A 20,726-nucleotide genomic window follows, 5' to 3' on the forward strand; every position below is an offset into this window, starting at 1 on the left:
CGCGTCGGCGCTGGTTCGGGCGATCAGGCGGGTGCGGGCAGGCTGTCCATGAACGAGCTGACCGAGAAGACGGCTCGACCCGCACCGGCCGGCCCGTAACCGGGAGGGCTGGAGAGGCCGTGGGCGTCCATCGTCGCCCGGTAGACCTCCAGCAGGCGGACGTGGTATTCCAGCGGCGCGCCCTCGGGGTTGGCCCGTCCGAGCGGCGTGGTGGGCTCCGGGCACCAGGTGGTGAACCGGGGCGTGATCCCGCGCGACATGAAGTACTCCAGCCCTTCGGCCGTGGAGTCGATCGCCTCGTCGACGCTCGTGAAGCCGTGCGGGGCGGCCATCTCGACGCCCGCCACGAAATTCGGGATCACGTTGCGCGGGCCGAACACCTCCGCGGAGTCGAGGATCCGGCGATGCCACTCCTCCCGGCCGACGTACCGCTCCTTGCCCGGGCAGTACAACTCGAACAACCGCTTGTCCCACACCTCGTAGTTGGGGTGGTAGATGCGGATCCCGTAGTCGTGGAACCGTTGCACGTCGGCTCGGGGGAGTGCCTGTGCGACGACCTTGCCGATCCACCGCCCCGGGAACCGTTCCTCGATCGCCTGCGCGTACTGGCCGTAGAAGTCCGCCTCGGCCAGCCCGCCGACGTGCGACGTGATGCTGCCGCCGGTGAGGGTGTACGCCTGCGAGACCTGCTCGGTGTCGTACCGGTCGATGATCTCCAGGGCCTCCAGCACCTCGTCGACGGGCTTGACGCCGGTGTAGGGACGACCCGCCTGCTTGTGCTGCCGCCAGTTGTGGTTGATGTCGCAGTACTGGCACTCCTCCTTCGCCCCGAAGTACTGGCAGACCCGGAACGCGGTCAGGTAGATGAGGTAGCCCCACTGGATGGTCGGGGCGACCTCCATCACCGACTTCCCGTTGGCGAGGGTGTGCCGGTAGTAGTTGGGCATCGGCGGTAGTCCGACGTCGGCGATCGGCCGTCCGTCCAGGAACAGCCGCAGCCGCCCGTCACTGTCGGTGCGGACGCGGTACGGAGAGCCGGGATTGGTCCGGACCGAGACGACCGTCCGGCGCAGCTCGTACGGCCCACCGGTGAGAACGATCTCCTCGGGCGGCCGGCGCAGCGCGGCGGTCCCCAGTTCCGGAAGCGTCCGGTGGTCGAAGGAGAAGATGAAGTACGACTTCGGCTTGACGTCGCCGTTCTCGTTGTCGGTCAACGCCGCGTCGTCGAAGGCGAGGCCGCCACGCAGCAGGTCCTCCTTGATGACCGCCTCGCGGGGCACCTGCGGGAATCGGCTCATCAGTTCTTCGACGAGGTCGGTAAGCGACGTCATGCGGGTCCTTCCGATCGGGTGTGCCGGACCGGGTGGCGCGCGGCCACCCGGTCTCGACGGCTCAGCTCTGCTTGGTCTCCCAGAAGATCTTCGAGATCTCGTCGATCTTCGCGAGCAACTGCTCCGCGACGGCCGGGTCCGCAGCCCCCTTCGCGCCGCCGGCGCCGGCGAGCTTGGTGGCCTCGTTGAAGAGACCGTGCAGGTGCGGGTACTTCTCGAAGTGCGGTGCCTTGAAGTAGTCGGTCCACAGCACCCAGAGGTGGTGCTTGACCAGCTCGGCCCGCTGCTCCTTGATGATCAGCGACCGGGTGCGGAACTCCGGGTCGTCGCTGGCCTGGTACTTCTCCGCGATCGCCTTGATCGACTCGGCCTCGATACGGGCCTGGGCCGGGTCGTAGACGCCGCAGGGGAGGTCACAGTGGGCGCTCACGACGGTGCGCGGGCTGAACAGGCGGGGCAGGTGCATCGGAATCCCTCCAACGGCGAGCAACGTGATCCACGGCGGAGGTTAAGACCTCAACCGCGCTTCATGTCAACCTCCGTCGTCGTCGGCCCGCCGCACACCGATTGTGCCGCTCCTGCTCCGGCAGCACCCGGGGGAACCGCGTGTGAGAATCGTCGCCCGTGACCGGCGTGACGCGGAGCGCCTCGTCCAGGCCGACGTCACGCGGCGAGGCGGGTGATCGCCGCGACCGACAGGTCAACGTCCGCCTCCGTGGTGGTGGCGTTCGACACCGAGATGCGCATGAGTCGCCGGCCCCGCCACGTCGTACCGCCCGCCCAGCAGGTCCCGTCCGCCTGGACCGCGGCCACCACCCGGTCGGTGCGCGGGTCGTCACCGAAGTCGACAAGCACCTGGTTGAGGACCACCTCGTTGACCACCTCGAACCCGGCCGCGGTCAGACCCTCGGCGAACCGGCCGGCCAGGGTGCAGCAGCGGTCCACCAGGGCCGCGAGCCCGTCGCGCCCCAGCTCGCGCAGGCCGGCCCAGACCGCGAACCCCCTGGCGCGGCGCGAGGACTCGGCGGTGAGCTCCGCGCCCGCCGGCACGCCACCGGAACCGACGAGGTACGCGGCGCTCAAGGACATCGCCGCCGCGTGTGAGTCGGGCCGGGCGCAGAAGGCGAAGGCGGTGTCGTACGGCAGGTTGAGCCACTTGTGGCCGTCGCAGGCCCACGAGTCGGCCAGCTCCAGCCCGTCCACGAGGTGACGGGTGGCGGGACTCGCCGCGGCCCACAGGCCGAAGGCGCCGTCGATGTGCACCCAGGCGCCGTGCCGGTGTGCCAGCTCGCAGGCTTCCCGCAACTCGTCGCAGGCGCCGGTGTTCACGTTTCCGGCCTGGAGGCACACGATGGTGGGGCCCACGGGGCCGGCCCGCAGAACGTCGCCCAGTGCCCCGGGGTCGATCGCGCCGTTCGGGCCGGCCGGCACCGGCTGCACGGCGTCCACCCCGAGGCCGAGCAGGCGCAGCGACCTGTCGATGGTGGCGTGTCGCTCCGCTCCGGCGACCACCCGGACCGGCGGCGCGCCGACCAACCCGCGTCGTTCGACGTCCCAGTCCGCGTCGGCCAACACCTGGTGTCGCGCGGCGGCGAGCCCTGCGGTGTTGGCGGCCTGTCCGCCGGTGACGAAGCCGACCGACGCGGTCGTCGGGATGGTCAGCAGCTCCTTCAGCCACGCTCCGGCGGTGGCCTCGGCCGCGATGGCGGCCGGCGAGGTGACGGCGTTGAAGGCGAGCTGGTCCCAGCCGACGGCGAGCATGTCGGCGGCGGTCGCCGCCGGTAGCGCGCCACCCACCACGAAACCGAAGTAGCGCGGGCCGGCGCTGGCGACCAGGCCGGGTTCGGCCGCGGCGAGCAGGTCCGCCACCACTTGCTGCGCCGGGGTCGGTGCGGCGGGCAGCGGACCGGAGAACGCCCGTGCCAGCGCGGCCTGGTCGGGCGGCGCGACGGGCCGGTCCGGCAGCGATCGTCGGTAGTCGGCGGCGTGGTCGGCGGCCAGGCGGAACAGCTGGGTCAGGTCCTCCATCGGCGCACCCTATCCCCGGTCGGGAGCCGGTCGACGACCACTGTCGCGGCGAGGTGTCCGTGGCCGGGCGAGGATTTGCGATGCTGTGGCGGTTCACCTGATGACATCACCCGATTCGAAGGGGGCACCGCGATGGCGAAGGTCATCTCCACGCTGTTCATCTCGGCCGACGGTGTGGCCGAGATCGACCCCGACTGGCACTTCCCGTACTTCGACGACAACATGGGCCGCGCGGTCGGCGAGGACTACGACGCCGCCGACGTCCTGCTCATCGGCCGCGAGACGTACGACAGCTTCGCCGGCGCCTGGCCGGACCGGGAGGCCGCCGGTGGGGAGGACGCGTCGTTCGCCAAGCAACTCGGCGACGTACGCAAGATCGTCGTCTCCCGCCAGCCGCTGACGTTCTCCTGGCGCAACTCGGAACTGCTAGCCGGTGACCTCGTCGACGTCGTGACCGCGCTGCGGGCCGACGCCGGCAGCAAGGGTGTCCTGATTCCCGGGTCGATCTCGGTGGTGCAGCAGCTTCTCGCCGCTGGACTGGTAGACGAGTTGCGCCTGCTGGTGCATCCTGTCGCCGCGCGCAAGGGCCGCAGGTTGTTCGACGACGGCGAGACGCCGTACCACCTGAAGGTGACCGCGACCGAGGTGTTCCCGACGGGCGTGATCCGCGTGATCTACGCGCCGACCGCGGCGCCCGGCGCGGTGAGCTACGACGAGGTCAAGGACCAGGTGCCGGCAGGAAACTGACGCCTTCGCCGTCGCCCGTCCCGGCCCGCCGGGCCCCACTCGACGGTGACGGTTCGAACCGGCCCCGCCGCTGTGCGCGACGGGGCCGGTCGGAGCTGTCCCGACGTTCGCCGTTGTCAGGCGATCGTGCAGGCCGCGCCGTTGAGGGTGAACGAACCCGGCCCGGCGGTGTTGCCGGTGTGCGTGGCCTGGAAGCCGATGGTGACCGATCCGTTCGGCGGGATGCCTGCGTTGTAGGCGACGTTGCGGGCCGTCACCTGCCCGGAGGCGGGGGAGTAGGAGGCGTTCCAGCCCGAGGTGACGCTCTGCCCGCCGGGCAGGGTGAACACCAGGGACCAGCCGTTGACGGCGCTCGCGCCGGTGTTGGTGATGGTGATGTTCTCGGTGAGCCCGGTGTTCCAGGCGTTGATGGCGACACTCACCCGGCAGGCGCCGGAAGCCGGCGGCGGCGTGGTGGGCGGCGGCGTGGTGGGCGGCGGCGTGGTGGGCGGGGGCGTCGTCGTGGGCGGGGCGGACAGGCCGAAGAACGCGACGGCCGCCGCGGCCATGCCGCTGGCCGGCAGGCTGTGCCCGGCCCCCTGGATGCTGTACGCCTCGACCTGGACGGTGCCGCTGGAGTCGGCGTACCTGCGCCGGTTCCAGTTGGCCTGCGGCGTGTCGGTGGAGGTAGGTGTCTGGCTGAGACCGAACACGTTCGTCCACTGCTCGATCGTCTCCTGAAGGAGCGAGTACGGCACGAGCGTGTCGTTGGTGCCGTGCCACAACTGCACCCGTGGGCGGGGGCCGGTGTAGCCGGGGTAGGCCTGGCGGACCGCGTCACCCCACTGCTGCGGGGTGCGGTTCATGCTGCCGCCCGTGCACTGGCTGCTGCCGGGCGGGTAGTCCGCCGCGTTGGCGAAGCAGTTGAAGGGAACGCCCATGAACGCGGCGCCGGCCTTGAACACGTCGGGGTACAGGGCAAGCATGTGGTTGGTCATCATGCCGCCGGACGAGCTGCCGGTGGCGTAGACCCGGTCGGCGTCGGCGCCGTACTGCTGCTGCGCGTACCGGATCATGGAGATGATCGACACCGGGTCGCTGCCGCCGCCGCGACGCTTGGCGGCGTCCGACCAGGTGTCGAAGCAGTTGCCGAACCCGGCCTGCTGGGTCGCGCTCGGGTAGATCACGATGAATCCGTACCTGTCGGCCTGTGCGGCGAACTCGCTGCCGGAGTAGAAGCCGGGGCCGGACCCGCCGCAGCCGTGCATGGCCACCACGACCGCCGGCCGGGCCGGACGGGTGTCCGGCACGTAGACGTGCATGCGCATCCGGCCCGGGTTGTCGCCGAAGCTGGTGACCTCGACCAGCGACGCGGCGTACGCGGGGCGGATGGTGGGAACCATCAGGCCGGCGGCCACCAGCGACACGGCGAGGCCTAGTAGTAGCAGTTTCCTTCTGATTGTCACGGGGACGACTCCTTCGATCACCTGTGCGGGCTGGGAATGGCCGCGCGTTCCGGTCGCGGGTGTGCCCGGCCGCCCGCGTGATCGCGCATCGCCTGGTACGTGTGCATGCCCTGCCGGCTCCGTACGGGATCGCGTAGCAGATAGTGTTCCCTCAGGACGGATAAGTGTCAATCGATATGCCTCGATCAAGAGGGTGGGCGGGGCCGCCGACGTTCGGTTTAGAGTCGGGACGACGTCCCCGAGTCGAGCCCGGAGGGCCTGTGGCGAGCCCGTTCGACATCGAGGAGATATATCCGGACGACGGGGAGCACTCGCTCCGGCTTCCCCGGCGCCAGGCCGGCAACTCGCCCCAGGGCGTCGCGGTGACCCTGCTCGCCGACTACACGGTGCGGACCCGCGCCGCGCTCCCGTCCGCAGCGATCGTCGCGCTGCTCGCCGAGTCGGGGGTGACCACCGCCGGCGCGCGGACCGCGATCAGCCGGCTCTCCCGTCGGGGCGTGCTGGAGGGCAGCCGGCACGGCAGGCGCAGCTCGTACCGGCTCAGTCGTGCCGCCGCCGCCAACCTCTCCGCCGGGGCACAGTGGATCCTGACCTCCACCGCCGCGACGACGTCGTGGGACGGGTGCTGGACGACTGTCGCCTTCTCGCTGCCACAGGACCGCGGCGCGCAGCGGCGGGCACTGCGCGGCCAGCTCCGGTGGCTCGGGTACGCGCCGCTGTACGACGGACTGTGGATCTCGCCGTACGAGCTGACCCCACCGGCGCGGGAACTGCTCGGTCAACTGTCGGCGGGCCGGGTCACGGTGTTCCGCGGCCGGCAGTCCGCGCTCGACACGACAAGCCAACGAGCGCCCATGGAGGCCTGGGACATCGAGGCGATCAGCGGACACTACGAGGTGTTCCTGCGGCGGTGGAGGCCCCTGGTCCCACTCGTACGGTCGGGGCGGGTCGACGGCGCCGCCGCGGTGCGGGCGCGCACCGAGGTCATGGACACCTTCCGGCGCTTTCCCATCCTCGACCCGCAGCTGCCGCTGGAACTCCTTCCGGCGGAATGGCCCCGGCGGCCGGCCCGGGAGCTGTTCGCGGCCGTCTACGACGGCCTCGCCGAGCCGGCCGAGCGGCACGTCCGAGCGGTAGTCGCGCGGTTCACCGACGGCGCGGAGCCGGGCGTGCGGGCGCACACCACCACGGACCTCGTGACGGGAGTACGCGGCGACGAGAACCCGGGACATGGCTGCCGGGACGGGACGGCCGGTTGACGATCAGCCGGCCGGCGACCGGGCATCGCGTCGGTGGCGCGCTGTGTACCTTGTGGAGACGGCGTGGCGATGGGAGGCCTGGGTGACGTTCCGCAGCGGAGATCTTTCGGCGGCAGACCGGATCGACACCACTGTCGCGCACCCGGCCCGCAGGTACAACTACCTGCTCGGTGGCAAGGACAACTTCGCCGCCGACCGGCAGTCCGGCGACGCCCTCGCGGCGGCAATGCCCACCATCCGGCTCGCCGCCGTGGAGAACCGGATGTTCCTGCACCGCACGGTGCGGTTCCTGGCGCAGCAGGGTGTCCGCCAGTTCCTCGACATCGGGACGGGCATCCCGACCGCCGACAACACGCACGAGGTCGCCCAGGCGATCGACCCGACGGCGCGGGTCGTCTACGTCGACAACGACCCGATCGTCCTCGCCCACGCCCGCGCGCTGCTCAACAGCACGCCCGAGGGCCGCACGACCTACCTCGACGCCGACCTGCGTGACCCGGAAGGGATCCTCGCCCATCCGGATCTGCGCGCCACGTTGGACCTCACCCGGCCTGTCGCGTTGATGCTGGTGGCCATCCTGCACTTCATCCGTGACGACGAGGGCCCCAGGAGCATCCTCGACCGCCTCGTCGCCGCGCTTCCGTCCGGCAGCTATGTCGTCGCCTCGCACGTGACCTGGGAATATCTGCCGCCCGAGGTGACCGCGAAACTGGAGGCGAACAACCAGGACGGCCGGTTCCAGGCCCGCGCCACCGAGCAGTTCGCGGGCCTTCTCGACGGGTTGGAGCTCGTCGAGCCCGGCATCGTCTCGGTGTCGCGGTGGCGTGCCGACGACGCGCCCCAGCCGCGGCCTTCCGTGCGGGACGTGTCGTTCAACGGCGCCGTCGCCCGGGTCAGGTGACGGGCCGCAACCGGTACGCGTTCCAGCTGTCGACCGCGCGCAGGAGGGCTCCGGCCGGCTGACCCGTCGCGCTCGCACCGCCCCTGTTCCGGCGGCGTCCGTCACCCGGGCAGGTCGGAGCCGCGCGCGGAGGCGATGACCCGCCCGCGCTCCGACTCGGGAAACCGGTCGAGCATGGCGCGCACCTCGGCGGCGCTCACGTTCGCTCCGAACAACTCGCTGCCCGGTTCGAGCCGTACCCCGTCGGCGAGAGCGCCGGCGACGACCGGGTCGAAGCCGAGAGTGTCGACGAGGGACGCCACGGCGGCGAGAGCAGCGGGGTCGTCCCCGGCGATCGCGATGGCCTTGCGGCCGGCGGCCCCGGCCGGCCGCGCCTCGTCCTCGAGATCGTGGTAGCCCATGTGGTTGAACGCCTTGACGACCCGCGCGCCGGCCAGGAACGCCTGGACGATCTCGCTCGACGACGTGCGCGGGTCGGTCAGGTCGTCGCGGATGCCGTCGACCTCCCACCAGTAGTTCATCGCGTCGACGACGAGCTTGCCGCGCAGCGCCTCGGCGGGGATCGCCCGGTACTTGCCCAGCGGCAGGGCGAGGATGACGACGTCGGCGTCGGCCACGGCGTCGGCCGATGTCGTAGCGGTCGCCCCGGGGGTGAGCACCTCGATGGTGAGGGCGATCTTCGCCGGGTCGCCGGAGCCGGCGACGAGCACCCGGTAGCCGGCGGCGAGCGCGAGCCGGGCCAGGACGGTACCCACCTTGCCGGCCCCGAGGACGGCGAGGGTCTGCGGCCGGTCGTTGACGTTCATGTCTTTCCCCTCCAGGGTGCCGGTGCGGTGGTTCAGCCGGCCAGGATGTCGCGGACCATGGGGATCACCCGGGAGCCGTAGAGCTCCACGGCACGCATCCGGGCGCTCACCGGCTGGGCTCCCGCCGTGTAGATGAGGTCGAACCGGCCGACGCCGAGGCTGCCGATGGCGCGGGCCATCCGGCGGGCCACCGTCTCCGGTGAACCGATGTAGAGCGAGCCGTGCTCCACCTCGGAGTCGAACTCCTCGCGACGGATCGGTGGCCAGCCCCGCAACGCGCCGATCCGGTTCCGCATGACCCGGTAGTGCGGCCAGAACACCTCTCTGGCCTCCTCGTCGGTGTCGGCGATGAAGCCGGGTGAGTGCATCCCGACCGGGTGCGCGGTGGTGCCGAGCTGGTCGGCCGCCCGCCGGTACAGGTCGATGTAGGGCGCGAACCGCTCCGGAGCGCCGCCGATGATGGCCAGCATGAGCGGGAAGCCGTACTGCGCGGTGCGGACGACCGACTGCGGCGAGCCGCCGACACCCACCCAGGTGGTGAGGTGCCCCGATTCGGTCTTCGGGAAGACGTCGGCGTCCTTGAGGGGCGCACGGAGAGTGCCGCTCCAGGTGACCGGCTTCTCGTCGAGGAGCTTCGCGAACAGCTCGATCTTCTCCTCGAACAGCGTGTCGTAGTCCGCCAGGTCGTAGCCGAACAGGGGGAACGACTCGGTGAACGAGCCGCGACCGAGGATCACCTCGGCCCGGCCGTCGGACAGCGCGTCGACTGTGGCGAAGCGTTGGAACACCCGGACCGGGTCGTCGGAGCTGAGCACCGTCACGCCGGACGAGAGCCGGATGCGCGAGGTACGCGAGGCGATGCCCGCCAGCACGGTCTCCGGCGTCGACACCGAATACTCCGGCCGGTGGTGCTCGCCGAGGGCGATCACGTCGACGCCGAGGTCGTCGGCCAGCACCGCCTCGTCGACGACCTGACGGATCGCCGCGGCGTGGGAGACCGGCCTACCGTTGTCGTCCTGCGGTACGTCGCCGAAGGTGTCGAGGCCGAACACGAGGTCAGACATGGGTGGGCTCCTTCGCCAACAGCTCCCGGACCCGCGGCGCGACCTCGCTGCCCAGCAGCTCGATGGTGCGCGCGCGTGCCTCGCGAGGCAGGTGCATGATGTCGTATTTGAGGTCGAATCGACTCAGTCGCAGATCACGGGCCATGGTGGCGATCTTCTGGGCGACCGTCTCCGGGGACCCGACGAACAACGCTCCGTTGTCGATTTCGGCCTGGTAGCGTGCGCGGTCCGGTTTGTAGAAGCCGCGCTCCTCGGCGAGCCGCGCCACTGTCGGCTGCCAGTACCGCCACCATGTTTCCACCGCCTCCTCGTCGGTGTCCGCGACAAGGCCGAGTGAGTGCTGCCCGATCGGCTGTACGGGGTTCCCGAACTGCTTGAGTGCCTGGAGGTAGAGGTCGACATGGCCGGCGAACCGCTGTGGCCGTCCGCCGATGATCGCGAGCATGAGCGGCAGTCCGGGGTCAGGGTCTGGTCGCCGTCGGTGGCCACCTCCCCGAACGAGTTCAGCCCCAGTTCGAAGCGTTGAGCCGTCATTGTCTCCTCCTCGGCGCTCCCGCCGGTGACCCGCGGGAAGCGGCCTTCCCTGTTGACGTGTCAATGATGCTAACCTGCCGATTGACACGTCAATTCCGTGGAGACTGACATGACCAGCGCCACACCCGACCGGCGGAGGGGACGCCAGCTGCCGACCGCGGACGAGCTACGGATCTGGCGCGACTTCATCGAGACGACCGAGGCCCTGAGCTCCCAGGTCAGCACCCGCCTCCAGGCCGACTCAGCGCTCTCGCCGGGGGACTACGTGGTGCTGCTCGCCCTCAGCGAGGCGCAGGACCGGCAGATGCGTTCCTCCGCGCTGGCGGCCCACATCGGCTGGGAGCGCAGCCGGCTCTCCCACCATCTGGCCCGGATGGAGCGCCGGGGGCTCATCCGCCGCCAGGAGTGCCCCACCGTCCCCCGTGGGTCGGAGGTGCTCCTCACCCCGGCCGGGGCGGACGCCTTCCGGAATTCCACCTTCCCGCACCTGCGCGCCATCCGGGAGTTGTTCGTCGACGCCCTGACGCCGGATCAGCTCCGCGCGGCCGGCGAGATCGCCGCGGCGCTGCGCGCCCACCTCGGCGCACGGGGCGAGGGCTGACGGCTGCGACACCCCCGGTGATGCGGTGAACGCGCACCGCGGCCCGGGTGCGGCCAGTAGCGTGGTGATCGTCGGCCGTGACTCCCGCACCCACACCAGGAGGCCGCGATGAGCCCGAAGGCCACGCCGGGCGACGCGAGCGCGATGTCGCGTATCGAGACCCTCGACGTGAAGGTCGAGGTGGTCGTCATCCCCGTGTCGGACGTCGACCGCGCGAAGCGGTTCTACGAGAGCCTCGGGTGGCGCCTCGACAAGACGCCCCCCGGCATCGTCCAGTTCACGCCGCACGGCTCCGCGTGTTCGGTGCAGTTCGGGTCGCAGCTCACGTCGGCGACGCCCGGCTCGGCAACGGCGTACCTCGTCGTGTCCGACGTCGACGCGGCCCGCGACGCCCTGCTCGCCGTCGGCGTCGAGGTCAGCGGCGTCTTCCACGTCGGCCCGGACGGGCCGGTCGACGGGCCGGATCCCGAGCGTCGCAGCTACTTCTCGCGCGCCACGTTCCGTGACCCGGACGGCAACACCTGGCTCGTGCAGGAGATCAGCACCCGGCTCCCCGGACGGATCGAGGGGGGAGTGACGTCGTACACCTCGGACACCGACCTGGCGGGCGCGCTGCGGCGCGCGGCCGCCGCCCACGGTGAGCACGAGAAGCGCACCGGTACGACTGACGACAACTGGCCCGACTGGTACGCGGCCTACATGGTGAGCGAGCAGTCGGGGGCGAAGCCGCCCGAGTGATCCGGGCCGGCGGTCAGCCGTCCTTGTCGGCGAGGTGCCACACCTCCGGCACGGGAACCCACCAGTCGTCGCTTCCCTCCGGGGCCAGCGACTCCTGGCACGGCTCGGTCAGCTTCCACCACTCCTGCGTCTGCGGGTCGGCGGCGATCCGCGCCTGGTCGGCGGCGTGGTCGTCGCCCACGTACTCGTAGTAGCCGAACAGCAGGTCGTCGTGCAGGAAGATGCTGAAGTTGCGCATGTTCGCCTGCCGCAGGGTCTCCTCAACGGCGGGCCAGACGGCGGCGTGCAGCCGAAGGTAGGTCTCCCGGTGCTCCGGCCGGAGCCGGATGACCATTGCGTGTCGTCGCATCTCACGCCTCCGCGATAGTGGACAGGGGCGTCGGCGCGCGCCCGGGCACGCCCGTCCCTGCCGGACGCCGCGACCATACCGACCCGTCCGATGGCCGTCGAGACGCGCGCAGCATATCGACGGCAATCGTTTGACGTATGACGTTGTGAGCGCTAACTTCTGACTCGCGGGTCGCGTGGGCCGCCGGGGGCCCGGATGCGCCGCAGCGCTCCACCGGGCCGGCCGCATCCCGCCCGCACCACACCCCACCGTGCTGACGCCACCATCGGACGCCGGCACACATGCCAGGGCACGCGCGTGCGTCTCGCCCGTGGGTGACCCCTACCAAAGGAGTGACCATGAAGGCCATCGGTGAGGCTCGTCCCGCCTCTCCACCGAGACGTCGCTGGCGGTCGGCGTCGGCCGCGGCGGCCGCCGCGGTCCTGACCGCCGGCACGCTCGTCGCGGTCGACGCGGCGCCCGCGGCGGCGGCGACCGTGGACACCAACGCCTCGTACGTCCTGGTGAACCGCAACAGCGGCAAGGCGTTGGACCTGTACGGCTCGGCCACCAACGACGGCGCGCGGATCACGCAGTGGACGCGCAACAACGGCGCGAACCAGCAGTGGCAGTTCGTGGACTCGGGAGGCGGCTACTACCGGCTGAAGTCCCGGCACTCGGGCAAGGTCCTCGACGTGTCCAACTTCTCCACAGCCGACGGCGGCGCCATCGTGCAGTGGTCAGACCTCAACGGCACGAACCAGCAGTTCCGGCTGGCCGACTCGGACGGCGGCTACGTCCGGCTCATCAGCAGGCACAGCGGCAAGGCCGTGGAGGTGCAGGGCGCCTCCACAGCCGACGGAGCGAACGTCGTGCAGTACTCCGACTGGAACGGCGCCAACCAGCAGTGGCAGCTCGTCCCGACCGGCAGCACCGAACCGCCGCCGCCGTCGGGTGGCAGCGGGTGCGGCAAGGCGCCGACGCTGGCCAGCGGCACGCACACGATCCAGAGCAACGGCAAGAGCCGGACGTTCATCCTGCGGGTGCCCGCGAACTACAACAACAGCAACCCGTACCGGCTGATCTTCGCGTTCCACTGGCGGGGCGGCACCATGCAGGACATCTCCTCCGGCGGCACCAGCGGGGCCGCGTGGTCCTACTACGGGCAGCAGGAGCAGTCGAACAACAGCGCGATCCTGGTCGCGCCGCAGGGATTCGGCAACGGCTGGGGCAACGCCGGCGGCGAGGACATTACCTTCGTCGACGACATGATCAGCCGGATCGAGAGCGGTCTGTGTGTCAACCCGCGGCAGCGGTTCGCCCTCGGCTTCAGCTGGGGTGGCGGCATGAGCTACGCCGTGGCCTGCGCGCGGGCCACCGTGTTCCGGGCCGTCGCGGTCATCTCCGGCGGGCAGATCAGCGGGTGCAGCGGCGGTACGCAGCCCATCGCCTACTTCGGGCTGCACGGCATCTCGGACAACGTCCTGAACATCTCCCAGGGGCGGGCGCTGCGCGACACGTTCGTCCGGAACAACGGTTGCACCGCCCAGAACCCGCCCGAGCCGGCGGCGGGCAGCCGGACGCACATCACGACCACCTACTCCGGCTGCCGGTCGGGTTATCCCGTGCAGTGGGCCGCGTACGACAACGGCCACATGCCCGGACCTGTGGACGGGACGTACGCCGAGAGCGGCATCACGACCTGGACCAAGGGTGAGATCTGGAGGTTCTTCTCGCAGTTCTCGTGACGTCGGTCGGCGTCAGGCGGCGGCGCCCGCTCCCGTGTGCCGGGGGCGGGCGCCGCCGTACCGTCCGCGACGGTCAGCGCTGGAGGCGGACCGGCTTGCCCGAACCGCTGCGGCGGACCAGCCACGCCTCGGTGATGTGGGTGAACATCGCCTCGGCGGCACCGTCCGGATCCTGTGCGGCGATGCGCTCGTAGATGCGCCGATGACCCTTGTTGGAGGCCACGCACAGGGACCGTTCGGTCCGCCCCATGTAGCGGGCGGTGTTGATGACCTGGCTCTCCAGCGCCCGTACGACGCCGCGGGCGATGCGGTTGCCCGACGCCTGCATGATCGTGTCGTGAAAGGCCCTGTCGTGCTCGTGGTAGGTGACCTGGTCGTCGACGAGTTCGTCCATCCGGTCCACCTGGGCGCGTAGCCGCTCGACGGTCTCCGCGTCGGCGAGCCGGGCGGCGACGTTCGCCATGTCGGACTCCAGCACCCGCCGGGTGACGACGAGGTCGTCGAGGATGGCGAGGCTGTCGTCCACGGCGATGGTGGCCGCCAGGACCAGCTCGTCAAGCATGTGCCAGTCCGACTCGGGAGTGACCATGGTGCCGGCGCCCTGGCGGACCTGGACCAGCCCCTTCTCCTGAAGGATCTTCACCGCCTCCCGGACGACGGTGCGGCTCACCGAGAAGGTCTCGCAGAGGATCGGCTCGGGAGGTAGCGAGGTCCCGGACGGGTGCACGCCGCGGACGATGCGCTCCACCAGTTCGGCGGTGACCGCCCTGGCGAGGTTGGCCGGTCGATGAACCCACGCCGGGGTCGCCGACGTGTTCAGGGCTGTCTCCTGCGGTGGCGTCATGTCCCCCTCCGAACTGCTCGCCATGGCACGACGTCCGGCTCAGTGTACGGCCGACTATTGACGTCACACGTCATACGAGTTACCTTCCCGTCAATATTGGCTCGCGGGACGCCCGCCGGCCACCCCACTTTCAGAGGTGACAACTGATGAGACAGCGAGCAATGTGGTCGGCCGTCCTCGTTGTGAGCCTGGCCTTGGCCGGCTGTGGAAGTGCCAGCGATTCGGGAAAGTCCACCAGTTCGGACGGCAAGCTGGTGGTGTGGGACTTCAAGTCCGGTGAGGCGTTCGCCAAATCCTATCTGGACAAGGCGAAGGCGGACTTCAAGAAGAAGCACCCGGATGTCACTGTCGAATTCGTCGCGCAGCCCTTCGACCAGTACTACACCTTGCTCGGCGCGGCCATCCAGTCCGGCAAGGGCCCGGACGTCATGATGTTCAACGGCGGCGGCCAGATCCGCGACCGGGTGGACGCGCTCGTGCCGCTCACCGACTATGTGGCCGAGGACAAGCAGCGCCTGGCCGGCTGGGACGCGTTCACCAAGGACGGCAAGATCTACGGCGGCCCGGTGACGCTGCAGGGCTATCCCATCTACTACAACAAGGGGATCTACGAGAAGGCCGGTCTCGACCCGGCGAGCCCGGCGACCACGTGGGACAGGTTCGTCGCCGACTGCGCCGCCATCGCCAAGGCCGGCGCCAAGTGCTTCGCCCTCGGCAACAAGGAGGGCGTCGGCATCCAGTTCTGGCTCTCCAGCCTGGGCTCGACCACCCTCACCGCCCAGGAGTACGACGCCTGGATCGCCGGTAAGCGCGACTGGAACTCGGCGAACGTGAAGCGGATCTTCCAGCTCTGGAAGGAGGCCGGCGACCGGAAGATGAACAGCGACGGGGCCAACTCGACGGCCATGTTCAACGACTCCTTCGCGTTCTTCCAGTCCGGCAAGGCCGCCCACGTCATGGGCCTGATGTCGGACGTCGGGCACTGGCAGGACTTCAACGAGTTCCTGACCCCGGAGAAGCTGGGCGTCATGAAGCCGCCGATCGTCACCGCCGGCACCACGCCGACTCTCCCGTACGACGGGGGCATCGGGTACGCGGTCGCCAAGTGGACGAAGGACCCGAAGGTGGCCGCCGACCTGGTGCGTTCCCTGACGTCGACCGAGGCGCTCAACGCCTTCTACTCCGGCGCGGGCGCGATCGTCGCCGACACCACAGTCGACGTGTCGCAGGCCGGTCCGGCCGCCGCCACGATCGTCGGCGAGCTCAAGAGCGGTAAGCCCGCCCTGCACGTGGCGCTCTCCTCGAAGACGCTCGACCTGATGGGACGCCTCTCCCAGCAACTGCTCAGCGGCTCGATCACCGTCGACGAGGTGGTGAAGCAACTGACCGCTTCCGACCAGGCGGGCTGAGCACGTGCCGATCGGAAACACGCACCCGTCGGTCCGTCCGGCTCCGGCCGGGCGGGCCGGCGGGCCCGCGGTCACCTCGTCCCCCCGGCGCGGCGGCACCCTCCGCCGTCGCGCCGGCGGCGGTTCCGGGACCGAGCGCCTCGCCCCCTACATCCTGGTCGCCCCGGCCGTGCTGATCATCGTCCTGCTGCGGCTCTACCCGCTGGTCCTGGGGGTCAACTTCTCCTTCACCGGCGACGGCGCGCAGAACGGGACGGCCGTCGGGTTCGGCAACTACCGGGAGCTGTTCGCCGACCCGCTGTTCCGGACCGCGCTGAGCAACGTCGGGCTGCTGGTGCTGCTGCTGCCGGTGGCGGTGGCCATCCCCGGCCTGCTCGCCACGTTCATCTACCTGCGGGTGCCCGGGCACCGCTTCTACCGCAGCGTCTACTTCTTCCCCGCCGTACTGTCCCCGGTCATCGTCGGCGCGATCTTCAATCTGCTGCTCGCCTTCGACGGTCCCCTCAACGCCGTCCTCGGGGCGGTCGGGGTCGGCCCGATCGACTGGCTCGGCGACCCGGGCGTCGCCATGTTCATGGTGGTCGGCGTGCACATCTGGGCCACCTTCGGCATGGCTCTCGTGGTGTTCCTCGCCGGGTTCGCCACCCTGGACCCCGCGCTGCTGGACGCCGCACGTGTGGACGGCGCGTCGATGCCCCAGGTCGTCTGGCACGTGATCATTCCGAGCCTCTCGCGCACCATCCAGTTCGTCTTCGTGACCACGATGATCGGGATGCTGACCTCGATGTTCGGGCTGCTCTACGTGATGACAAGCGGCGGGCCGGAGGGTGCGACGTACCTGCCGGAGTTCTACATCTGGAAGCAGCAGGGCCAGATGAACAGGCCGGCTCTCGCGTCGGCCGCGTCGACGGTCCTCTTCATGATCATGATCGTCGTGGGGCTGTTGCAGATCAAGCTGCTCGAACGCTCCGGAAAGGAGGACTGATGCCTCGCCTCCGCCTGGGACGGTGGCTGATCGCCATCCCCATGTCGCTGCTCGCCGTGGCGACGATCTACCCCCTGCTGTTCACCGCCAACGTCGCGATGAAGACCCGCCGGGACTACATCCTGGACCGGTTCGGCCTGACCGACACCCTGCGGTGGGAGAACATCGACACCGCCTGGAACAGCGTCGGCATGGGGCGCTACTTCGCCAACTCGCTGTTCGTGGTGACGTCGTCGGTGGTCCTGCTGCTGCTGCTCGGGTCGATGGCCGGTTTCGCCCTGAGCCAGCTGCGGTTCCGTGGCTCGTCGACGCTGTTCCTGGGATGCCTGGCCGGACTCTTCATCCCGTTCCAGGTGATCATGGTGCCGCTCGCCAGGATCATGTCCGACACCGCCCTTATCGACACGTACCCCGGTCTGATCCTCGTCTACGTGGCGCAGTTCCTGCCCTTCACCGTCTTTCTGATGACCAGCTACTACCGGGGCATCCCGCCGGAGATCGTCGACGCCGCCCGGATCGACGGCAGCACCGTGTACGGCGTGTACCGCAGGATCATGCTGCCCCTGGGCACCCCCGCGCTGCTGTCGGTCGGCATCCTCAACGCCCTGTTCTGCTGGAACGACGTCCTCATGGCGCTGGTCATGATGCCCTCGGCCGAGCACCGGACGCTGATGGTCGGGGTGACGTCCCTGCGCGGGCAGTACTCCGACAACATCCCCACCTTCGCCTCGGGCGTTCTGATCGCCGCGATACCCGTCCTGTTGGTCTACCTGTTCCTCCAGCGCCAGATCGCCGACGGCGTCGCCGCCGGTTCCACGAAGGGTTGACATGCGGATCACTGGATATCGGACACTCGCCACGGTCCAGGAATGGGGGCGGCCCGTCGGCGATGCCAACGGCGTCTTCGCCGACGGGGTGGTCCCGGTGTCGATCGTCATCGTCGAGACCGACGAGGGCATCTCGGGGGTCGGCCTCGGGCCGCACGTCGAGATCGAGCGGATCTTCGCAGCCGTCGAGGGTGAAGATCCGCGGGCGGTGACCACGCTGTACGAGCGCATGCTGCGGCACACCTTCAAGGCGGGCCACGCTGGCCCGGTGTTCGGCACCATCGGCGCCATCGACACGGCTCTGTGGGACATCAAGGCGCAGGCTGTCGGGGAGCCGCTGTGGCGACTGCTGGGCGGGCGCGACAGGCGCGTACCCGCCTACGCGTCCGGCCTCGACATCGGGCTCACCGACGACGAACTCGTCGCGGAGTACGAGGTCTACGCCAGCCACGGCCTGCGGGCCGCCAAACTCAAGGGTGGCCTCGACATCGAGCGCGACAGGCACCGCCTCGCCCTGGTCCGGGACGTGCTGACCGAGGCCGGGAAGGGGCTGCGGCCGGGTCTGATGCTCGATGTGAACGAGGCGTGGACCCGCAAGCAGGCGGTCCGGCACGTGGTGGAGATCGAGCGCGCCCTGGACCTGATCTGGATCGAGGAGCCGGTCCGGCGCTGGGACGCCGAGGGCCACGCGGCGGTCGGCCGGGGGATCAACGCGTCGGTCGCCACCGGGGAGAACCTCACCGGGCTCGAACAGTACCGGCCGCTGATCGCCGCCGGCGCGGTCGACATCGTCCAGATGGCTGCCGTCTGGGGCGTCACCCACTTCCTGCGGGCATCGGCGCTGGCACACGCCCACGACCTGCCGGTCAGCCCGATCGGCAACAGCCCGATCGGGCTGCTGCACGCGGCGACATCGGTCCCGAACCACCTGACCAGCGAACTTCAGGACCTGCGCCCACCGGTCGGCGTCACAGTCGACCACCACGTCGAGGACGGCGCGTTCGTTCTCGCCGACACACCCGGACTGGGAGTCCGCGTCGACGAGGAGCGGATCCGGGCGGCCAGCCGCCGCCCGCACGCGCAGACGGCCGAGAGCCCCAACGTCCGCCCGGAACGGGCCGGGCGCCGGTTGCTGGCAGGGGTCGACGGCGTCTCCGCCCGCAAGGTTCCCGTGGTGCCGCTGAACTCGCACAACGACGTGTCGTCCACCGCACGTCACTGACAACACGTGAGCTGACCACCCACCCGGTCGGGACGAACGGCGTTCCGACCGCCGAGTTGGAGGATCGATGAAGGCAGTCGTCTACCGGGGTGCACGAGACCTCAGGGTCGAGGAACGGGAACCGGAGGCACCGGGCCGCGGCCAGGTGCGTATCGAGGTGGCCTACACCGGGATCTGCGGCACCGACCTGCACATCTACCACGGAGACATGGACGCACGGGTCGGCGCGTCGGCGATCATCGGGCATGAGATGTCCGGACGGATCGCGGCAGTCGGCGAGGGCGCCACAGGCTTGACCGTCGGCCAGGCCGTCACAGTCATGCCGACCCGGCCGTGCGGGGAGTGCGCCGCCTGCCGACGCGGGCTCTCCCACATCTGCCACTCCATGAACTTCCTCGGCATCGACTCACCCGGCGCGATGCAGTCCTCCTGGACGGTGCCGACGGACCTGGTCCTGCCGCTGCCCGAGGACCTGCCCCTGGACCACGCGGCGCTCGTCGAACCGGTCGCCGTCGCGGTGCACGACGTCCGCCGGGGGAACGTGAGCGCCGACGACCAGGTGGTCGTGGTGGGCGGCGGTCCGGTCGGGGTGCTCATCGCCACCGTCGCGCGGGGTCGGGGGGCGCGTGTGCTCCTCGTCGAGCCGGACCCGTTCCGCCGCGACGTGGCGGGCAGGATCGGGGTCGAGGCGGTCGATCCGACGACGACCGACGTCGTGGCACTCGTCAACGACCGGACCGACGGCGCGGGCGCCGACGTGGCGTTCGAGGTCTCCGGCTCCGCAGGCGGTGTCGCCACCGCGGTCGACGTCCTCACCACCCGGGGCCGGCTGGTGATGGTGGCCATCCACCCCAGGCCGCGCGAGGTCAACCTGCACCGGTTCTTCTGGCGCGAACTGGAGTTGCTGGGCGCCCGCCTCTACCAGCGCGACGACGTGGTGGAGGCGATCCGGTTGGTCGCGTCCGGCGCGATCCCGGCTCGGCAGCTCATCTCCCGGGTCGAGCCCGTCGAGGCGGCCGACGCCGCGTTCACGGCGTTGGAGGGTGGCGGCGTCATGAAGGTCCTGCTCGACCTGTCGGAGGGAAACCGATGACCCTGTTCGACCTGACCGGACGGACCGCCGTGGTGACCGGCGCCCGGCGCGGGATCGGGCTCGCGATGGCCGAGGCGCTGGCCCTGGCCGGCGCCGACGTCATCGGGGTCTCCGCCCGGCTCGAAGCCGACGGCAGCGAGGTGCAACGCCTGGTGCGCGCGGCCGGCCGCCGGTTCACCGCCCTGCGGGCCGACCTCGCCGACCGGGCAGCCGTGCACCGGCTGAGCCGGGACCTCACCGCCCTCGGCCCCATCGACATCCTGGTCAACAACGGGGGCACGATCGCCCGTACGCCGGCCGTCGACCATCCGGACGAGATGTGGGACCACGTGATCGAGGTCAACCTGAGCAGCCAGTTCGTGCTGAGCCGGGAGATCGGCCGGACGATGGTGGAGCGCGGCAGCGGCAAGATCATCTTCACCGCGTCGCTGCTGAGTTTCCAGGGCGGCATCACCGTCCCGGGCTACGCGGCGTCGAAGTCGGGCATTGCCGGGCTCACCCGCGCGCTGGCGAACGAGTGGGCCGGCCGCGGGGTGAACGTCAACGCCATCGCCCCCGGCTACATCGCCACCGACAACACCCGGGCCCTGCGCGAGGACCCGGAGCGCGAACCGGCGATCCTCGCCCGGATCCCGGCGGGTCGGTGGGGTCGCGCCGACGACCTCGGTGGTGCCACGGTGTTCCTGGCGTCTGCCGCGTCGGACTACGTCAACGGGATCGTGCTGCCCGTCGACGGCGGCTGGCTCGGCAGGTGACGGGAGCGCCCCGGCCGGGACCGGCTCCGTTGCTCGGATGCCGGCCCCGACCGGGGCGCCG

Annotated in this window: 21 protein-coding genes; 12 read left to right on the top strand and 9 right to left on the bottom strand. The window is 70.4% G+C overall.

Going from position 1 to position 20,726, the window contains the following annotated elements:
- Positions 1 to 23 precede the first annotated feature (23 nt).
- The 3 genes from ACFY1S_RS27630 to ACFY1S_RS27640 form a co-directional block, all read right to left on the bottom strand.
- Positions 24 to 1,331: a radical SAM protein gene (locus tag ACFY1S_RS27630; RefSeq protein WP_387123617.1), complete on the bottom strand. Its 1,308-nt coding sequence runs from the start codon at positions 1,329 to 1,331 to the stop codon at positions 24 to 26.
- 61 nt (positions 1,332 to 1,392) lie between these two features.
- Positions 1,393 to 1,797 (bottom strand): superoxide dismutase, Ni, encoded by a 405-nt coding sequence (gene sodN / locus ACFY1S_RS27635; RefSeq protein WP_364363396.1) that lies wholly within the window; start codon positions 1,795 to 1,797, stop codon positions 1,393 to 1,395.
- 197 nt (positions 1,798 to 1,994) lie between these two features.
- A complete protein-coding gene (locus tag ACFY1S_RS27640; RefSeq protein WP_387123619.1) occupies positions 1,995 to 3,359 on the bottom strand; it encodes a pyridoxal phosphate-dependent decarboxylase family protein in 1,365 nt (454 codons plus the stop codon).
- Positions 3,360 to 3,491: 132 nt separating this feature from the next.
- On the opposite strand from ACFY1S_RS27640, the gene ACFY1S_RS27645 reads away from it, so the two are divergent.
- Positions 3,492 to 4,106, top strand: coding sequence for a dihydrofolate reductase family protein (locus tag ACFY1S_RS27645; RefSeq protein ID WP_387123621.1), 615 nt, complete (start codon positions 3,492 to 3,494; stop codon positions 4,104 to 4,106).
- Between the two features lie 116 nt (positions 4,107 to 4,222).
- Here ACFY1S_RS27645 and ACFY1S_RS27650 read toward each other — a convergent pair whose 3' ends face one another.
- Positions 4,223 to 5,551: a PHB depolymerase family esterase gene (locus ACFY1S_RS27650; RefSeq protein WP_387123623.1), complete on the bottom strand. Its 1,329-nt coding sequence runs from the start codon at positions 5,549 to 5,551 to the stop codon at positions 4,223 to 4,225.
- 260 nt (positions 5,552 to 5,811) lie between these two features.
- On the opposite strand from ACFY1S_RS27650, the gene ACFY1S_RS27655 reads away from it, so the two are divergent.
- Positions 5,812 to 6,810 (top strand): PaaX family transcriptional regulator C-terminal domain-containing protein, encoded by a 999-nt coding sequence (locus ACFY1S_RS27655; RefSeq protein ID WP_387123625.1) that lies wholly within the window; start codon positions 5,812 to 5,814, stop codon positions 6,808 to 6,810.
- Positions 6,811 to 6,892: 82 nt separating this feature from the next.
- On the top strand, positions 6,893 to 7,711 hold the full coding sequence (locus ACFY1S_RS27660) for an SAM-dependent methyltransferase (RefSeq protein WP_387123627.1): 819 nt from the start codon (positions 6,893 to 6,895) through the stop codon (positions 7,709 to 7,711).
- Positions 7,712 to 7,812: 101 nt separating this feature from the next.
- Here the strand turns inward: ACFY1S_RS27660 and ACFY1S_RS27665 are convergent, their stop codons facing one another.
- Genes ACFY1S_RS27665 through ACFY1S_RS27675 form a run of 3 tightly spaced genes read right to left on the bottom strand, consistent with a single transcriptional unit; the run spans position 7,813 to position 10,026 of the window.
- Positions 7,813 to 8,517, bottom strand: a complete 705-nt coding sequence (locus ACFY1S_RS27665; RefSeq protein ID WP_387123629.1) for an NADPH-dependent F420 reductase — start codon at positions 8,515 to 8,517, stop codon at positions 7,813 to 7,815.
- A 32-nt stretch (positions 8,518 to 8,549) separates the two neighbouring features.
- Positions 8,550 to 9,581 (bottom strand): LLM class flavin-dependent oxidoreductase, encoded by a 1,032-nt coding sequence (locus ACFY1S_RS27670; RefSeq protein ID WP_387123631.1) that lies wholly within the window; start codon positions 9,579 to 9,581, stop codon positions 8,550 to 8,552.
- A complete protein-coding gene (locus tag ACFY1S_RS27675) occupies positions 9,574 to 10,026 on the bottom strand; it encodes an LLM class flavin-dependent oxidoreductase (protein ID WP_387123633.1) in 453 nt (150 codons plus the stop codon). The genes ACFY1S_RS27670 and ACFY1S_RS27675 overlap by 8 nt, the downstream gene beginning before the upstream one ends.
- Positions 10,027 to 10,224: 198 nt before the next feature.
- Between ACFY1S_RS27675 and ACFY1S_RS27680 the strand changes: the two genes are divergently transcribed.
- Positions 10,225 to 10,716, top strand: a complete 492-nt coding sequence (locus ACFY1S_RS27680) for a MarR family winged helix-turn-helix transcriptional regulator (RefSeq protein WP_387123635.1) — start codon at positions 10,225 to 10,227, stop codon at positions 10,714 to 10,716.
- 108 nt (positions 10,717 to 10,824) lie between these two features.
- Complete coding sequence (locus ACFY1S_RS27685) at positions 10,825 to 11,454, top strand: VOC family protein (protein WP_387123637.1); 630 nt, start codon at positions 10,825 to 10,827, stop codon at positions 11,452 to 11,454.
- A 13-nt stretch (positions 11,455 to 11,467) separates the two neighbouring features.
- Here ACFY1S_RS27685 and ACFY1S_RS27690 read toward each other — a convergent pair whose 3' ends face one another.
- The gene (locus ACFY1S_RS27690; protein WP_364363430.1) at positions 11,468 to 11,803 is read right to left on the bottom strand and encodes an L-rhamnose mutarotase; all 336 of its coding nucleotides are present in this window, start codon (positions 11,801 to 11,803) and stop codon (positions 11,468 to 11,470) included.
- A 338-nt stretch (positions 11,804 to 12,141) separates the two neighbouring features.
- Between ACFY1S_RS27690 and ACFY1S_RS27695 the strand changes: the two genes are divergently transcribed.
- The gene (locus tag ACFY1S_RS27695; protein ID WP_387123640.1) at positions 12,142 to 13,530 is read left to right on the top strand and encodes an RICIN domain-containing protein; all 1,389 of its coding nucleotides are present in this window, start codon (positions 12,142 to 12,144) and stop codon (positions 13,528 to 13,530) included.
- Positions 13,531 to 13,603: 73 nt separating this feature from the next.
- On the opposite strand, the gene ACFY1S_RS27700 is transcribed toward ACFY1S_RS27695, so the two are convergent.
- A complete protein-coding gene (locus ACFY1S_RS27700; protein ID WP_387123642.1) occupies positions 13,604 to 14,398 on the bottom strand; it encodes a FadR/GntR family transcriptional regulator in 795 nt (264 codons plus the stop codon).
- 122 nt (positions 14,399 to 14,520) lie between these two features.
- Between ACFY1S_RS27700 and ACFY1S_RS27705 the strand changes: the two genes are divergently transcribed.
- The 6 genes from ACFY1S_RS27705 (at position 14,521) to ACFY1S_RS27730 (ending at position 20,665) form a co-directional block, all read left to right on the top strand.
- The gene (locus ACFY1S_RS27705) at positions 14,521 to 15,783 is read left to right on the top strand and encodes an ABC transporter substrate-binding protein (protein ID WP_387123644.1); all 1,263 of its coding nucleotides are present in this window, start codon (positions 14,521 to 14,523) and stop codon (positions 15,781 to 15,783) included.
- Positions 15,784 to 15,787: 4 nt separating this feature from the next.
- Entirely contained in the window at positions 15,788 to 16,768 is a 981-nt protein-coding gene (locus tag ACFY1S_RS27710; protein WP_387123646.1) for a carbohydrate ABC transporter permease, read from the top strand.
- On the top strand, positions 16,768 to 17,595 hold the full coding sequence (locus tag ACFY1S_RS27715) for a carbohydrate ABC transporter permease (protein WP_387123648.1): 828 nt from the start codon (positions 16,768 to 16,770) through the stop codon (positions 17,593 to 17,595). Before ACFY1S_RS27710 ends, ACFY1S_RS27715 begins: the two co-directional genes overlap by 1 nt.
- 1 nt (position 17,596) lies before the next feature.
- Positions 17,597 to 18,817 carry a mandelate racemase/muconate lactonizing enzyme family protein gene (locus ACFY1S_RS27720; protein ID WP_387123650.1) on the top strand — a complete coding sequence of 407 codons (1,221 nt, stop codon included), beginning with the start codon at positions 17,597 to 17,599 and terminating at the stop codon, positions 18,815 to 18,817.
- A 67-nt stretch (positions 18,818 to 18,884) separates the two neighbouring features.
- Positions 18,885 to 19,910, top strand: coding sequence for a zinc-binding dehydrogenase (locus tag ACFY1S_RS27725; protein WP_387123652.1), 1,026 nt, complete (start codon positions 18,885 to 18,887; stop codon positions 19,908 to 19,910).
- Complete coding sequence (locus ACFY1S_RS27730; protein WP_387123654.1) at positions 19,907 to 20,665, top strand: SDR family oxidoreductase; 759 nt, start codon at positions 19,907 to 19,909, stop codon at positions 20,663 to 20,665. The genes ACFY1S_RS27725 and ACFY1S_RS27730 overlap by 4 nt, the downstream gene beginning before the upstream one ends.
- Positions 20,666 to 20,726: the final 61 nt, after the last annotated feature.

The organism is Micromonospora sp. NPDC000663 (genome assembly GCF_042898105.1).
In the GTDB taxonomy this organism is placed as follows: Bacteria; Actinomycetota; Actinomycetes; order Mycobacteriales; family Micromonosporaceae; genus Micromonospora.

Excerpts from the sequence above, each read along its gene's own strand:
- ACFY1S_RS27630 (WP_387123617.1), bottom strand. The coding sequence starts at position 1,331 with ATGACGTCGCTTACCGACCTCGTCGAAGAACTGATGAGCCGATTCCCG.
- sodN (WP_364363396.1), bottom strand. The coding sequence starts at position 1,797 with ATGCACCTGCCCCGCCTGTTCAGCCCGCGCACCGTCGTGAGCGCCCAC.
- ACFY1S_RS27640 (WP_387123619.1), bottom strand. The coding sequence starts at position 3,359 with ATGGAGGACCTGACCCAGCTGTTCCGCCTGGCCGCCGACCACGCCGCC.
- ACFY1S_RS27645 (WP_387123621.1), top strand. The coding sequence starts at position 3,492 with ATGGCGAAGGTCATCTCCACGCTGTTCATCTCGGCCGACGGTGTGGCC.
- ACFY1S_RS27665 (WP_387123629.1), bottom strand. The coding sequence starts at position 8,517 with ATGAACGTCAACGACCGGCCGCAGACCCTCGCCGTCCTCGGGGCCGGC.
- ACFY1S_RS27670 (WP_387123631.1), bottom strand. The coding sequence starts at position 9,581 with ATGTCTGACCTCGTGTTCGGCCTCGACACCTTCGGCGACGTACCGCAG.
- ACFY1S_RS27675 (WP_387123633.1), bottom strand. The coding sequence starts at position 10,026 with ATGCTCGCGATCATCGGCGGACGGCCACAGCGGTTCGCCGGCCATGTC.
- ACFY1S_RS27680 (WP_387123635.1), top strand. The coding sequence starts at position 10,225 with ATGACCAGCGCCACACCCGACCGGCGGAGGGGACGCCAGCTGCCGACC.
- ACFY1S_RS27685 (WP_387123637.1), top strand. The coding sequence starts at position 10,825 with ATGAGCCCGAAGGCCACGCCGGGCGACGCGAGCGCGATGTCGCGTATC.
- ACFY1S_RS27690 (WP_364363430.1), bottom strand. The coding sequence starts at position 11,803 with ATGCGACGACACGCAATGGTCATCCGGCTCCGGCCGGAGCACCGGGAG.
- ACFY1S_RS27695 (WP_387123640.1), top strand. The coding sequence starts at position 12,142 with ATGAAGGCCATCGGTGAGGCTCGTCCCGCCTCTCCACCGAGACGTCGC.
- ACFY1S_RS27700 (WP_387123642.1), bottom strand. The coding sequence starts at position 14,398 with ATGGCGAGCAGTTCGGAGGGGGACATGACGCCACCGCAGGAGACAGCC.
- ACFY1S_RS27705 (WP_387123644.1), top strand. The coding sequence starts at position 14,521 with ATGAGACAGCGAGCAATGTGGTCGGCCGTCCTCGTTGTGAGCCTGGCC.
- ACFY1S_RS27715 (WP_387123648.1), top strand. The coding sequence starts at position 16,768 with ATGCCTCGCCTCCGCCTGGGACGGTGGCTGATCGCCATCCCCATGTCG.
- ACFY1S_RS27720 (WP_387123650.1), top strand. The coding sequence starts at position 17,597 with ATGCGGATCACTGGATATCGGACACTCGCCACGGTCCAGGAATGGGGG.
- ACFY1S_RS27725 (WP_387123652.1), top strand. The coding sequence starts at position 18,885 with ATGAAGGCAGTCGTCTACCGGGGTGCACGAGACCTCAGGGTCGAGGAA.
- ACFY1S_RS27730 (WP_387123654.1), top strand. The coding sequence starts at position 19,907 with ATGACCCTGTTCGACCTGACCGGACGGACCGCCGTGGTGACCGGCGCC.